Source organism: Vibrio sp. T20 (assembly GCF_007858795.1).
GTDB classification, from domain to species: domain Bacteria; phylum Pseudomonadota; class Gammaproteobacteria; order Enterobacterales; family Vibrionaceae; genus Vibrio; species Vibrio satsumensis.
Map to the genome: position 1 here is coordinate 246,973 of NZ_VFEB01000091.1, position 14,503 is coordinate 261,475.

The following is a 14,503-nucleotide window of genomic DNA, read 5'->3' on the forward strand; positions in this document are numbered from 1 at the left end:
GGAGAATCACAATGCCTTTAGAACAACTTAGCGCACTTGCCTTGTTTGCGTTTGTCTCGACCTTCACACCAGGTCCAAATAACATCATGCTCATGACATCAGGAGCCAATGTTGGCTTTGCCCGTACCATTCCGCACATGCTAGGAATTGCTCTGGGATTTGCAGCCATGTTACTGCTGGTTGGTTTCGGCTTGATGGGCATTTTCAACGCTTACCCTGTCTCTCACCAAATATTGAAATACCTGAGTCTTGCTTACCTCGTGTACCTTGCGATTAAGATAGCATTGAGCGGTAAAGCCAAAAGCACCGAAGCTTATAAGCCGATGACCTTCATTGGCGCAGCAAGTTTTCAGTGGGTAAACCCTAAAGGTTGGTCAATGGCACTGACTGCGATTTCAGTGTATAGCAGTGGCAGTTCATGGTGGGAGCTTGCGATCATCGCGGCGATATTCACGCTAGCCAACTTACCATCAGTGACATTCTGGACGGCAGCAGGCAAACAGCTACAACACTGGCTAACAACGCCAGTACGCATCAAAAGCTTCAACTATGGTATGGCGGGCTTGCTGTTAGCGTCGACCATTCCGATGCTTTAATCGAATAACTTCTATGTTTTAACGGTTAGTACTCCGGTGCTAACCGTTATTCTCGTTAAAAGTAACCCACAAGCTCAGTAAGCCAGCGACCAAACATCACCTGCCCGCTCGGGGTTAGCGTCCACACAAACACCGCAACATTCATTGCCACTGTCAGCCAATAGATAGATCTGAACGGCTGCTTTTGCGTTTTATGGCGTAGCTTATCTTGAGCAATCAAAGCCCCTAACCAGCCACCAGCAACAGACAAAATGTGCAGGGTTTTCTCAGGCACACGCCAATTGCCATTAATCGCGGCTTGCTTGTCCTTTGCGTACACAAAAAACGTCACGACACCGATAACGAAATACCACACCAACAGCGCTTTAGAACTTCCCGCAAACAACACAGACACCGCCACCAGAACCAGATAAGTGGTAGCGATTTGAATAGATGAAGACAACATCAACTCCTTTGGGCAACAGCTCACATACTGTAGCTTACGCCCTGTAGATTTTGATAAAGATGGATAACTGGTGGTTTCGCTCACAAGAAACCTACCTTCTCCTTAAATGCACTGTGGAATTTATAGGAATTGCAAATATCTGCAAATGAAACTGACGTAATCTACCTACTTTTTTGCTTCTCCTTGAGTGCAGCTATCATCCCTAATACATAAAAATTACTAATATTGATATTAAGAACAAATAGAACATGAAAACTTTATTACTCTTGAAAAATAAGAACATTACAAAGTGATATTAATCTCACATTAATAAGGATGAGCTCTCATCCTTATTAACTACGCCTAGCTTCTACGCCCTATATTATTGATATTAAACAAATGAGTGATTGATCCAATTAATTTAACCACAACCAGATACAAAGCGTGATACTGACACTAGGTTTCCTATATTTACTAATTAAAAATAACTTTATACATTGCCATCACAAATAGTTGACCTTAGTTAAAGCTAGGATATTCATCTTCATAAAAAGTGAAATATGGATATCAAACGTGAACAACATAAATATTAATAAGAACATCACTCTACAACGCACCTTCAACATTACAAAAAAGAGAAGCTTCAAACGCTCAACACTAGCCAAAGCGATATTGCCTCTCTTCACTGCCACCCTTATCGCAGGCTGTGGTAGCGATAACGACAGCGACACGGATGCTGGCAACAGTGGCTTATACAAAGCTGGCGAAAACGAAGTCGTTGTTTACTACAAACGTGATGTCGCGGCTGCGAGCACGTCTAGCTCGACCTATGATGGCTGGGGGTTGCACCTTTGGAATGGCGAAGGCTGCACCAGCACTGACTTAATCGCAATGGGTCTTAGTGAAAGCGGTACCAACTGGGACGCACCATATGAATTTGACGGCATCAGCGATACCTACGGTGCCTACTATGTGTTAAAAGTCGATCCTGATGCTTCTGACCCGCATAAATGCATGAACTTCATCTTACACAATGGCGACGAAAAAGCGTTTGGTAGTGCAAATTCGAAAATCGAGTTAGCCAAGCTTGGTGATTCGCAAGGTGTATTCGGATTCCATGGCAGCAGCGAGTTGTACTACGACCCAATTTCAGAAAGACCAGTCAATATTGATGGCCAAAAAGCACATTGGTTAGACGCGACCACCATTGCTTGGGAAGCCGCTAGCAATGCCGATTCTGTCAAACTCTTCTATGCATTAGATAACAGCATCACGATGAACGACGACAAAGAAATTGTCGGCGGAACTGCAATTGAACTAAGCAAAGACGGGGAGCTATCTTCTGAATTGAAAGAGCGTTTCCGCCACCTTGCAAGCTTACCAGCCCTTGCTATCGACGTTGACGACAACACGTTACGCACCATCTTAAAATCTCAGATAATTTTTGTTGCCTACAATGCTAATGGCGATGTTATCTCTTCAACTGAGGTTCAAAAACCAGGTGTACTTGATGCGGTATTTGCTAGTGAAGATACTGGTAATGCGATGGGTGAAGAACTAGGTGCTATTGTTGAAGGCAGTGCGGCTACCTTCAAGCTTTGGGCACCAACAGCGCAAAATGTAGAACTCGTCCTATACAGCGAAGATCTACAAAGTTCCCAAGTGATCCCAATGACGGAAAGCACTGAGACGGGCATTTGGGCGACTGACGCTGTGTCTAATGCAGTCAACAGTTACTATCGTTACCAAGTGAAGGTTTACCATCCAACCACAGGTAACATTGAAACTCGCCTAGTAACCGACCCTTACTCACTCAGTTTGTCGAAGAACTCTGCATACTCTCAAGTCATCGACCTTAATGATTCAACCTTGAAACCAGCGAACTGGGACGACTACGAACGACCAACCGTAGAGAAAGACGAAGACCACGTACTTTACGAGTCTCACCTTCGTGATTTTAGTTTTAGCGATAAGCTAGGTACAGCGAACCTAAATGGAAAATACCTCGCTCTCACAGAAGCAGATCGTGAGTCGGTCAAACACCTAAAAGAATTGAAAGATGCGGGCTTGACGACGCTACATATCTTACCGGCATTTGATATCGCTACCGTTGATGAAGATGCCGCGAGCCGTGTCGATATTACGGATACGGTCGGTAAACTGTGTGATTTAAAACCTGCTGCCGCTTTGTGTGGTAACGAAGATGAAAACAAAACCATTGAAGATGTACTCGATGGCTATGACCCTTCAACGGGTGACGCCCAAGCATTAATGAATGACCTTCGTATGCTTGATAGCTTCAACTGGGGCTACGACCCATTCCATTACACGGTTCCTGAGGGAAGTTACGCGACCGATCCTAATGGTTCTCAGCGTATTCTCGAATTCCGTCAGATGGTGAAAGCCACGCACGACATGGATCTCAAGCTGATCATGGACGTGGTATACAACCACACCAATGCGTCTGGTGTGAACGATAAGTCGGTACTGGATAAGATTGTCCCTGGGTACTACCACCGTCTTAACGTCAACACTGGTGGCGTAGAAAACTCGACTTGTTGTGACAACACTGCGACAGAAAACCTGATGATGGGTAAATTGATGGTCGACTCTCTTAAGGTGTGGGCTAACGACTATAAAGTGGATGGTTTCCGTTTCGACTTAATGGGCCACCAACCAAAAGACGTGATGGTCGAAGCGCTAGAAGAAGTACGTAAAATTGACCCGAATACTCTGTTCTACGGGGAAGGCTGGGACTTTGGTGAAGTCGCCAACAACGCCCGCTTCGATCAAGCGAACCAAGTAAACATGGCGGGTACAGAGATCGGCACATTCTCAGACCGTTTGCGTGATGCAGTTCGTGGCGGTAGCCCATTTGATGGTGGCGTCGATTCAGAAGGCAACCACCCACTTCGCTTTAACCAAGGCTTTGGTAATGCAGCGATTGCCAACGAAGAAACCAAAGTTGATCAAGATTCGATCAATGGTCGTTTACATAACCAAGACCTTGTTCGTTTGGGTATGGCAGGTAACCTCGCAGAATACGTACTGATTGATTACAAAGGCGATACAAAACTGGGTAAAAACGTTGATTACAACGGTGCTCCAGCTGGTTACACCAAGATGCCTTCAGAGAACATCTCTTACGTTTCAAAACACGATAACCAAACGCTTTGGGATAACAACGCATACAAAATCGCCACTGGTACTAGCTCTGCAGAGCGTGCTCGCATGCAGTCTGTATCGCTCTCTACAGTGATGTTAGGCCAAGGCATACCATTCATCCATATGGGTTCTGAACTGCTACGTTCAAAGTCTATGCAGCGTGATTCTTACGATTCAGGTGACTGGTACAACCGCGTCATGTTTAATGGTACTGATAGCAACTGGAACGTTGGATTACCACGTGAAGACAAAGATGGTGCGAACTGGGATCTGATCAAGACTATCATTGCTGACCCAGCGGCTAAACCAGACGAAGACGACATTGAACTGACTAAACAGCAATTCCTAGAGCTATTAAAAATCCGTAGCTCAAGTGAACTGTTCCGCTTAGACACTGCAGACGAAGTCATGAAGCGAGTCGACTTCCGTAACGTTGGCGAAGATCAAGTCGAAGGCTTGATTGTCATGTCTATCGATGATGGTGTGTCTGCGGGCGAAGACCTTGACCCTGCAAATGATGCGATTGTGGCAGTTGTAAACTCAACGAATGAAACTCAATCGTTCAAAATCACCGGAGCGACAGGATTTGCGCTTCATGACGTTCAACAAAACTCTGCTGATGATACAGTGAAAGGTGCAAGCTTCGCCGCTGAGACCTTCACAGTCCCTGCACTAACAACAGCTGTATTTGTACAAGCTCAAGGCGATGCACAAGGTGTCGGTCTGCCGGTTGATAACTCTGATAAAGATGTGTCTAGCATCCCACCATACGGCCAAACAACGGTTTACGTTCGTGGTGAAATGAATGGCTGGACACCTGTTGATGATTGGGCGATGAGCTTTATTGGCAACGGTGTTTACTCTGTAACAAAGACTTTGGAAGTAAAAGAGTATGGCTTTAAGTTTAGCGGTGCTACTTGGGAGCAACTTGACCTAGGTTGTAATTCAGTTGAACTTGCGAGCGGTTCAATTGACCTTGGTAGCGAAGGAGATTGTAAGTTAAACGTAGCAGAAGCAGGCAGCTACACATTCACTCTAAATGCAATTCATGAGTTAGATGACAATGTAGAAAAAGCGGTCGTTTCAGTAACCAAGAATTAAGCCTTAAAGCTTATGATTCTAATAAACAGATAATAAAACCAGCGCAAGCTAGCCTTTTGGGAGACGTCAGTCTCCCTTTTTTGTCCTCAATAAACTCCAACCCAGATGCACCACATTACTCCCTTACCTTCATTAACCAAACCATCAATGTAAAGAGGTAACGAACTCCCTGAATTCTTAGCTCTTAGTAGAAAGCATAACAACTCCGCGTGAGCGTCTAATTTAAGTGTATGTGAAATTTAGGAAGCGAGCTTAGGTTGGTAAATGAAATTGCGATTCGTCAATAGAGTTCGTATTCAATTGTCTGAGAAGAGTAAATAGGCGAGAATGTTTTAATTAGCAGTTAGTCAATCAACACCACAAATATCCAGAACATCCATTTATTTTAGCCCTTGATTATTGCGTGTAAGTCAGTGGTTATTTAAAACCCAGTGTTCACAGAATATAAATATTACTTTCTTCACTTATTTCAGGTAATAAAAAAGGCCCCTAACCTAGGAGCCCTTCTTTTCATGTCATTCAGTATTTACAAACTGTTTGATTACTTTTTATTGACAGCTTTTACAAAGACTTCTTGTGCGCCTTCAATACCTAGGGCTTTTGCTTCATCTAATAAGCTAAGAGCTTTAGGAATATTGTCTTCAGTTACAGCCGTTTGAATCGCATTGTGATAGTAGGTTTGCGTTTCAGGTTGAATGGTATCAAGCTTAGCTGCCGCCGCTGGTTTAGCGTTAGAATCACTGCTAGAACCAAACGAGAAGAAACTTACTCTATCAAGAGTCACTTCAATCTTACCTACGTTTGCGTTCGGAACTGGGATATCTTCCATTTCTGGCAAGTAGTTACCGCGGCCTTCAGCATCTAAACGAGCAGGATGAATCACATCAGTAAAACCATCCAGATCTTGCTGCTCAGTATAGATAACTAAATAAACCGATTCAGACGTCGTCGGTGGGTAAAAATCGTTGTCAGCAACTAAGCGATTCCCCAAGTGCAATCTTGGTTTCGCGTATTCGAAACTCTCTTTACCATAACGCTCTAGCTCACGACCATTTTTATCGTAAATGACGGCATTTGGTACAAATGCTGTATCTCCGATCATGCTCGTGATCTTAATAGAATACTCACCACGGTCTGCTGGGAGCTCAATCGCGACCACAGGGCTGTTGATGCCTTGGTAATTTAATACTTGACTATCTGGTGTTACATCGAAAATTGCCGAGCTTGGAAGCTTCATAGGGGCAAATTGAAGACCAGCAATAGAGTTAACTTGTTCAGCCTGTGCCACTTGCACTTGCTCAACTACTTGTGCAGATTGACAACCGGCCAACGCAACACAGCCACTCAACATTAGAGCTTTAAAATACATAACCCTTCCTTCTTGTTATTTTTTTAAGAAATTTACTAACTTTAATTACCACAAAGAGAACTATTCACCTAGGGAACGATCAACTTAATCGTACATTCCTTAAAAAAATAGCCGACACGAGCCGGCTATGAATTAGGACAGTTTAGGATTTGTTACGCTAGGTGTTTACCACCAAGCTTCAGCTTGGATACCGAATACGTATTCTGTATCGTCGCCATTGAATGCTTCTTTGTTTTCAGTATCTAGGATGTAAGAACCGTAAACACGGATTTCAGGACGAGCCCAGAAGCTGTCACCCATAGCCCAAGCTTGAGCTACTGTGAATTTAGCGTTACCGAAATCTTCAGTCGCTAGACCACCTTCAGCAATTCGCTCACCAGCGTTGTAGCCAGCTTCAAATACTGTACGCATAGTGTCGTTCCACTTGTACATTGGACGAACTACAGCAGAGTATTGGTCGATATCGAAAGTCTTGTTTGTGTAGTTACCATCTTTGTCTGCACCACCAATATCGCTACCCGCTAGGTAAGCTAGTTGGTGACCCATTTCCCAAGATTCGCCAAGGTTCATTACACCCCAGTTAATTAGACGGAAACCAGATGCTTCGTTGAATGCTTCAGTACCACGTGCGTAGTAAGAACCAGAACCCCAGAAGTTTGCAGCTTGTACGCCGTAACCGTTAGTACCGTACTGAAGTACTGTTTGGTGGAAACCGTTGCTAGTTCCTTGATGTAAAATTGCAGAAGCTAGTAGGCCGTCGTCAGCAGACTCGCTTGCGTCATCTGAATCAGTTGCGAAGTTGTACGCTAGAGCAAACTCTAGAGAAGCATCTTGCCAAAGACCGATGTTCGCTAGACGAGCATCAAAGATGTAACCAGTTGAATCATCAGTGTCGCCATCTTGAATCAATGCAACAGATAGTTTTTGGTCGCCAATAGAAATGTTTTCAACACCGCCACCAGTACCAGATGTATTTAGGTAGTAGAAGTCAGTGATGTGGATGTCTTTACGTTGGTAGTATGTTTTACCAGCCCAAAGAGTCGCTTCTTGGTCAAAAGATAGAACACCTTTCGCTTTAACTGCGAACTGAGCAACGTTAAAATCAGAATCTTCCCAACCATTTGCGCCAGGAGCACCAGAAGCAATCATTGACTCAACACGCCACGTTTGCTCACCAGTTTTCAGCTCTTCAGCTAAACCAAACTCAGAATAGTTGTCATTTTCGTTACCTAGACGACCAATACCGTTTTTATTTACTGATACATCACCGTTACCGTTACCGCTAATACCAGTACCAGCACGCATGTAACCATTAAAATCTACAGCGAACGCAGAGCCAGCAGCTAATGTAGTTGCCACTGCAGCAGCAATCAAACTTACTTTTTTCATTCTTAACTCCATTAAGGACGATTTATTTTAGGTTTTTATATTTTTGCTCTCTTGCGACAACCAAAGGCAGTAATGGCGGACGTAAGATAGAGAGGTTTAGGGTTGCCCCTGATTCGTTTCAACGGAGTCAATATTAAGAGGGGATGACAAGTTTGACTTCCTCCACCCCTAAGTTAATTAAGGGGGACTAGAGGGGAGTAGAAAATATACAGAATGGTGTTTTAAAGAGGTAGATCACTTAATCTAGGAGGAGTAGACAGCACACAGATCTAATTATTCGATATAAGTGCGATCTACTTCAAATATATAATTTGAACCTAATCGGTAAATTATTTTTTTAACAATAATTATTCTGTGAAGTTGCTTGACCTTACTGTGACAAAGCTTTTTACTTATAGTTCACTGATGTCGATAAACGAACAAGAAATCAAGCAATGACTAGAACGCTCGCTCGCCCTTATCCACTAGGCGCAACGCTAGGAAACACTGGCTGTAACTTCTCAATTTATTCTCCTGACTGTAAATCCCTCTCTCTTGCTCTTTTTGACGAGAACGATGAATTCACCACTTATAAGTTGGAAAATGAATACGCTGATATCAGATATGTTTTTATTGATGGTATAAAAGCGGGGCAAAAATACGGCTTCATTGCTGACACTGACAATGGGCCAATCCTACTTTCAGACCCGTATGCCAAAGCAATCAGCGAACCGCTCGATTACGTCACGCCGTATACCAATGAGAAGAGCTTTGCTATGGCGAAATGTGTTGTTATTGATGACACTTTCGATTGGCAAGGCGTAGAAAAACCACGAATTAGCCGCGAAGAGACCGTTCTTTTTGAAACCCATGTAAAAGGCCTATCTCAACTTCATCCTGAAGTAGCGACCAATACTAAAGGCCGTTACTTAGGGTTAGTTAGCCCTGAAATGCTTGCGTTCTATAAACAGCAAAATATCAATTCTCTACAACTTTTACCTATTGCCGCGTGCATGCATGAACCCCACCTATTGGATATGGGGAAAGTAAACTATTGGGGTTACAACCCATACCTGTTCATGGTGCCAGACCCTCGCTATGCAGAAAAAGACGCTGTTACTGAGCTCAAAACCGCGATTCGTGAGCTGCACCGCAATGGTATCGAGGTCATCCTTGACGTCGTATACAACCACACAGCTGAAGGTGGTGAAGGTGGTACAACGTTCAATCTAAAAGCGCTGGATAGCAACTCCTACATCAAACATGGCTGTCATTATGCGAACTTCACAGGCTGCGGTAATACGGTCGATCTAACCCATCAACCTGCACTCAACTTAGTAATGGATACGCTTCGTTACTGGGTAAGTGAATTCCAAGTCGATGGCTTCCGTTTTGATTTAGCAGCCACGCTGGGGCGAGAAGGCGATAACTACAATCCAGAGGCCGCTTTTTTCAAAGCCGTTGCTCAAGATCCTGTACTTAAAGAAACTAAGCTCATCGCTGAACCTTGGGACATCGGCCCGAATGGCTACCAAGTTGGTAATTTCCCGTTAGGTTGGAATGAGTGTAACGACAAGCTCAGAGACATCACTCGTAGCTTCTGGCGCGGTGACCAAGGATACCTTAAAGAGTTTGCGACTCGTTTAATGGGCTCTCGCGATATCTACAGTGCGGCGCACTGGCCTTACAAACTCACCGTAAACTACATCACTTACCATGATGGTTTCACTATGCAAGACCTTGTTTCTTACAAGCACAAACACAACGAAGAGAATGGTGAAAACAACCGCGATGGACACGGTGACAACCGCTCTGAGAACTATGGTGTTGAAGGCGAAACCGAAAACCTGTTAGTTATCGCCACGCGTGAGAAGCAGAAACGTAACTTCATGGCGAGCTTGCTGTTTGCTTTTGGTATTCCACATATTCTGACGGCAGATGTGTTATCTCATACTCAAAAAGGTAACAACAACGCTTACTGCCAAGATGGCGTAACCAGCTGGCTTAACTGGGAAGATTCAGAGCGTAAGAGTTACTTCAAGACTTGGCTGTCTGAGATGATCTCCGCACGTCAGCAATACATGGTGCCATTTATTAAGGCATTCAGTGGCGAAAAGCGTAACTCTAACCGCATCTTCTGGAGCCGTGTCGATGGCACACTCATGGAGCATGATGACTGGAACCGTTTAAGCTCAGTTGCGCTGCATTTAGGCATTGGTAAAAATGGTGACGAGTTGATTTATCTGATCAACCAAACCAACGCACCAGCACGTTTTTCTTTACCTAGTGATCGTGATCAAAACTGGGTGAAGATCTGCGATACTAACCTACGAAATGTAAAACCAGGTCATGCTGAAGGTGAAATGTTATTGTCGCCAACTTCGATGGCGATTTTGCACTATTCACCAGGCAAAACTGAGTTAAGTTAAAAGTTAAGCCAACGTAATCAAACACCGAAAACCATAGAAGCCAGTTATATTTAGACTGGCTTTTTTGTTAGCCTAATATCACAAAACTCATTCATTTATATGGAATCATTTGCATTGATGTGATTACGAAAACTGTTTAGTATGGCCGTACTATAAAAATGAATCTATAACGTCTTTGGATATCATGGCTTTACCTAAAACATTAATTCGGCTTTTTAAACCATACATTATTTTATTAACTGGAGGGATGCTCTATCTAGCTGTGGCTCAGCTTGAAAAAGTAGAAACAGCAGCAACTGAACAATCATCGTCAAACATTCGTATCGCAAGCTCCACTATTCGTTCCAACATCGAAGCGACATTCGGCAAGCTCTATTTTTTAGAAACCAGTCTAGGCCTACCTAAAACGGCTCCAATCGGTGATAAAAAATTCAGAGAATTGAGCGATAATATTCTAAAAAGAACGCCAAACTTCTCCGATATCGTTCGATACCAACCACAATCCCAACAATATATATCAAGTCGTGGATTACCTCTTTCCCATGAACAAATCGATTCCATAAAATGGAACTCAATAGACGGTGTCGTTGAAGATTTCTACATCTCTTCCGTTTACCAGAAAGCAGATGGTCGATGGGTTTTCGCGGTTAAACACACTGCAGAAAAGCTCAACGAAGAAATCTGGATTGAGTTTGATTTGCTGCACACCACACAAGGCTTAAGAGATTTAAAAACGCTAAATAATGGCTATGTATTTGTTGTAGATAAAGCAACTGAGCGGCTCGTTTTCCATCCAGATCCAAAACGAATTGGCTCAAAGTCGATTAGCTATCATGCGGGTATTAGCCACCAACTTTCACAGGGGCAATTGGCCGGAAAGCACGAGTACTACTATCAAGATAACTTCAAAATATCGGTATTTGACGCTGACAACAGCTTGAACTGGGTATTCATCGCAGGCACCGATCGCCATGATATCTTAACCAGCTCACACCAATTTACGTTAACTGGCTTGGTACTTGGTTCACTGCTTCTATTGTGGATTGGCGCAAACTATCTGGCTTATCGTTTGAATGTGTCCTTGTCACAACTGAATAAAGTCGATGACCTTGTAAGCTTTAAGCGAGAGTTAAGATCCATATTGGACAGCTTCACCTACCAAAAAGGCATTCAATTCTGTCTCTATCAGCCTGAGAACCACGCATTCAGTACCATCGACTATCACGGAAACAAGTCAACGGTACATTGTGACAAAGCCCTTGCAGAGCGATTTACACCGGACACCATGGCTTACAGAAGCGGAAAATACGCCGACCCATTAGCGTGTAAACTCAAAATACACCAACGTCATTACTGTATTCCTTTGCACTCTCGTAAGCAGTTGATCGCAGTGTTGTACGTAAACGCAAACTTACCGATCAGCCAGAGTATTCTGCGAATGATCCGGGATTACACTGAGGTCTCTTTATCTAACTTACTGCTTCAACATCAATTGAGTAGCAAAGATCTGATGACGCAGTTAGACAATAAGAGCAGTTTCAGTATCGCCATCGAAAACTACGAGAGCGAGCCCGATACCTATGTTGCTCTGCTTGATATCGATAACTTCGACCACGTAAACCGTGCCTACGGTGAAGCAGTCGGTGACAAGATGATCAAGCTGACTGCAGAATCGATACGTTATTACTTCCCGAAACCGAAAGGACTTTGCTTGGCGCGTGTTGGAGGAAAGGAGTTCGCGGTATTGTTCAAAGCCAATGATGTGAAAGATGCCAAATTCCAGCTAGACCAGTGCCGAGTCGGAATCGCGGAGAAAACCATCGTCACTCCAGATATCACCTTATCGCTAGGGGTTAGCGTGGGGTACTCACAAATAGAAGGCGAAACAGACTCAGCTTTAGCGCTAGCGGAACAGGCAAAGCTTATCGCGCAACAACTTGGTAAGAACCGAGTGGAAAGCCACATCAGAGCCGTTGCCAAAGCATCTTAAACGCATTCCAACAAGCCTGTAGATTATCACACACGACAAAGCACCTAGGGTTCCAAATTCAAGGTGCTTTTGTTTTTCTAGAAAGTCATTACAATGCGCCTTCGATAAGACAATATCCCCTTTTCTAACGACACGAATCTTATGAAGCTAAGTAACCGACTGCAAACTCTCCACTCCCTTGTCAGCAATGACTACCAGCATATTTGGGACTGTTGCTGTGATCATGGCTTTTTGGGTGTTCAACTGTTGTCGGATAATAAAGCACCTCAGATTCACTTTGTCGATATTGTCCCGTCTCTAATGAGTGAACTTGAAGACAAGCTAGCGCACTACTTTCCACAAGATAATAAAGCTGAACAAACGGTTACCAGTCAATGGCAAGTCTACTGCATGGATGTCGCCGCTATTCCGTTTGAGAAACATACTGGCAAACACCTAGTTATTATTGCAGGCGTCGGTGGCGATCTCACTCAGAAACTCGTCGATGACATTCATCGTCAACACCCAAACAAAGCGATCGATTTCTTGCTTTGTCCGGTGCATCAGCAATTCGAGTTGAGAAGCCATTTAAAGGCGCTCAATTTTGGTCTTATTGATGAAATGTTGCTCGAAGAGAACCGTCGTTACTACGAGGTGTTATTGGTGAGTAATAACCAAGGTGATTCAGAAAATAGCCAAAACATTAGCGAGATATCAAACGTAGGTGACAAGATCTGGACACCAAGTTGTGATGAACAAATGAAGGTATCACAGCAATACAAAGCCAAAACATTGCAGCATTATCTTCGCATTCATCAAGGCCAAGAGCAGCAAGGTAAACCCAGCGAAGTGAAGCACATCATTGATGCATACCAAGCGATTTAGTCCTCACCTGTTCTGCATATAGCATTGATTTTACTACCACTAGATTATAGTAAGTACTAACTTTATCGCTTACCGTTAGTAAAGCCGATTAAATAAAAAAGCCGACAGTTCAATGAACTATCGGCTTTTTTAATGCTATCAATTTGGTTTAAGCTTACTGCTCTTATTTCTTATGAACCGCATCAGGCTCATCAGTCGTTTCAACCTCAGAGGGCGTATCAACACCATAAACTGTATCAAGATAGTCGTCTTTCTCTTTCCACGTATTGTTCAACCAACTGTGGAAGCGACGTTTAAATGCCTTATCTTCAAAGTAGTTACCATTCACGTTCTCATCCATTGCATGCAGTTTAATACGCACGACTACCTTGGTCATTTTGCCTTTCAGCATATCTTCAAATGGAGAAGTCTGGTTTTCCGGATAAGCCAAAGTAACATCGACGATACCATCTAAGATTGGACCCATTGCCGATAGAGCAAACGCCACACCGCCAGTTTTAGGCTTGAGTAAGTGACGATAAGGTGTTTTGACTGTCGCTAGTTTCTCATGATTGGCACGAGTCCCTTCAACAAAGTTCACCAAGGTTGTCGGCGCTAGTTTGAACTTAGTACACGCTTTGTTGATTGCATCGAAATCATCATTACGACGCTCTGGGTTACGCAGCAAAAACTCACGTGAGTGACGTCGCATGAACGGCATATCCAAGCCCCAACAGGCCAAGCCAACAAAAGGCACGTACAACAATTCGTGCTTAAGGAAGAATTTCGTCATCGGCATCTTGTCTTTCAAGATAGAAGACAGAATTACAATATCCGCCCAGCTAAGGTGGTTCGACATCATCAAATACCACTGCTTAGTCGAGATATCCTCCCCGCCTTCCACTTGCCACTCGATGTCGTTGTTCACGTTCAACATCCAGAGGTTAAGCGAAGCCCAACACCAGAATGTGAAGTTAGCTAAACGAGTACACGACTTTTGCACAACAGAGATTGGCAGGATCAGTTTGATGAGGCCAAAGAAGCTCACGGTAAACGCAGTCATTGCGGTATTGATGGTCACGAACAACACGTTCAAGGCCATACGAAGATTATCAAGCATAAAACAAGGCTATATTGAGATCGAAAGCCGCCATTATACGCATCTGTAAATTATTCTCTTTAGTTATTAGTGCAATACTTCAGGGGTCAAACCACTCT

The 14,503-nt window shown here is 43.6% G+C and carries 9 protein-coding genes; 5 read left to right on the forward strand and 4 right to left on the reverse strand.

What is annotated here, in order from left to right:
* Window positions 1-11: 11 nt before the first annotated feature.
* Window positions 12-596: a LysE family translocator gene (locus tag FTW16_RS10690; RefSeq protein WP_146491027.1), complete on the forward strand. Its 585-nt coding sequence runs from the start codon at window positions 12-14 to the stop codon at window positions 594-596.
* 55 nt (window positions 597-651) lie between these two features.
* On the opposite strand, the gene FTW16_RS10695 is transcribed toward FTW16_RS10690, so the two are convergent.
* Window positions 652-1,041: a DUF1294 domain-containing protein gene (locus tag FTW16_RS10695; RefSeq protein ID WP_146491028.1), complete on the reverse strand. Its 390-nt coding sequence runs from the start codon at window positions 1,039-1,041 to the stop codon at window positions 652-654.
* Window positions 1,042-1,644: 603 nt separating this feature from the next.
* On the opposite strand from FTW16_RS10695, the gene pulA reads away from it, so the two are divergent.
* Complete coding sequence (gene pulA, locus FTW16_RS10700) at window positions 1,645-5,286, forward strand: pullulanase-type alpha-1,6-glucosidase (RefSeq protein WP_146491189.1); 3,642 nt, start codon at window positions 1,645-1,647, stop codon at window positions 5,284-5,286.
* A 541-nt stretch (window positions 5,287-5,827) separates the two neighbouring features.
* On the opposite strand, the gene FTW16_RS10705 is transcribed toward pulA, so the two are convergent.
* Both FTW16_RS10705 and lamB read right to left on the reverse strand, forming a co-directional pair.
* Complete coding sequence (locus FTW16_RS10705; protein ID WP_146491029.1) at window positions 5,828-6,655, reverse strand: MalM family protein; 828 nt, start codon at window positions 6,653-6,655, stop codon at window positions 5,828-5,830.
* A 165-nt stretch (window positions 6,656-6,820) separates the two neighbouring features.
* Entirely contained in the window at window positions 6,821-8,044 is a 1,224-nt protein-coding gene (lamB, locus tag FTW16_RS10710; RefSeq protein ID WP_176679227.1) for a maltoporin LamB, read from the reverse strand.
* A 434-nt stretch (window positions 8,045-8,478) separates the two neighbouring features.
* On the opposite strand from lamB, the gene glgX reads away from it, so the two are divergent.
* From glgX to FTW16_RS10725, 3 genes are all read left to right on the forward strand, one after another.
* A complete protein-coding gene (gene glgX / locus FTW16_RS10715; protein ID WP_146491031.1) occupies window positions 8,479-10,452 on the forward strand; it encodes a glycogen debranching protein GlgX in 1,974 nt (657 codons plus the stop codon).
* 247 nt (window positions 10,453-10,699) lie between these two features.
* Window positions 10,700-12,442 (forward strand): diguanylate cyclase, encoded by a 1,743-nt coding sequence (locus FTW16_RS10720; protein WP_146491032.1) that lies wholly within the window; start codon window positions 10,700-10,702, stop codon window positions 12,440-12,442.
* Between the two features lie 141 nt (window positions 12,443-12,583).
* The gene (locus FTW16_RS10725) at window positions 12,584-13,306 is read left to right on the forward strand and encodes a tRNA (adenine(22)-N(1))-methyltransferase (RefSeq protein ID WP_146491033.1); all 723 of its coding nucleotides are present in this window, start codon (window positions 12,584-12,586) and stop codon (window positions 13,304-13,306) included.
* Window positions 13,307-13,469: 163 nt separating this feature from the next.
* Here FTW16_RS10725 and FTW16_RS10730 read toward each other — a convergent pair whose 3' ends face one another.
* Window positions 13,470-14,405: an acyltransferase gene (locus tag FTW16_RS10730; protein ID WP_146491034.1), complete on the reverse strand. Its 936-nt coding sequence runs from the start codon at window positions 14,403-14,405 to the stop codon at window positions 13,470-13,472.
* Between the last annotated feature and the right edge of the window lie 98 nt (window positions 14,406-14,503).

Bases quoted from the DNA above. Each gene is read 5' to 3' on its own strand.
- FTW16_RS10690 (WP_146491027.1), top strand. From the start codon at position 12: ATGCCTTTAGAACAACTTAGCGCACTTGCCTTGTTTGCGTTTGTCTCG.
- FTW16_RS10695 (WP_146491028.1), bottom strand. From the start codon at position 1,041: ATGTTGTCTTCATCTATTCAAATCGCTACCACTTATCTGGTTCTGGTG.
- FTW16_RS10705 (WP_146491029.1), bottom strand. From the start codon at position 6,655: ATGTATTTTAAAGCTCTAATGTTGAGTGGCTGTGTTGCGTTGGCCGGT.
- lamB (WP_176679227.1), bottom strand. From the start codon at position 8,044: ATGAAAAAAGTAAGTTTGATTGCTGCTGCAGTGGCAACTACATTAGCT.
- glgX (WP_146491031.1), top strand. From the start codon at position 8,479: ATGACTAGAACGCTCGCTCGCCCTTATCCACTAGGCGCAACGCTAGGA.
- FTW16_RS10720 (WP_146491032.1), top strand. From the start codon at position 10,700: ATGCTCTATCTAGCTGTGGCTCAGCTTGAAAAAGTAGAAACAGCAGCA.
- FTW16_RS10725 (WP_146491033.1), top strand. From the start codon at position 12,584: ATGAAGCTAAGTAACCGACTGCAAACTCTCCACTCCCTTGTCAGCAAT.
- FTW16_RS10730 (WP_146491034.1), bottom strand. From the start codon at position 14,405: ATGCTTGATAATCTTCGTATGGCCTTGAACGTGTTGTTCGTGACCATC.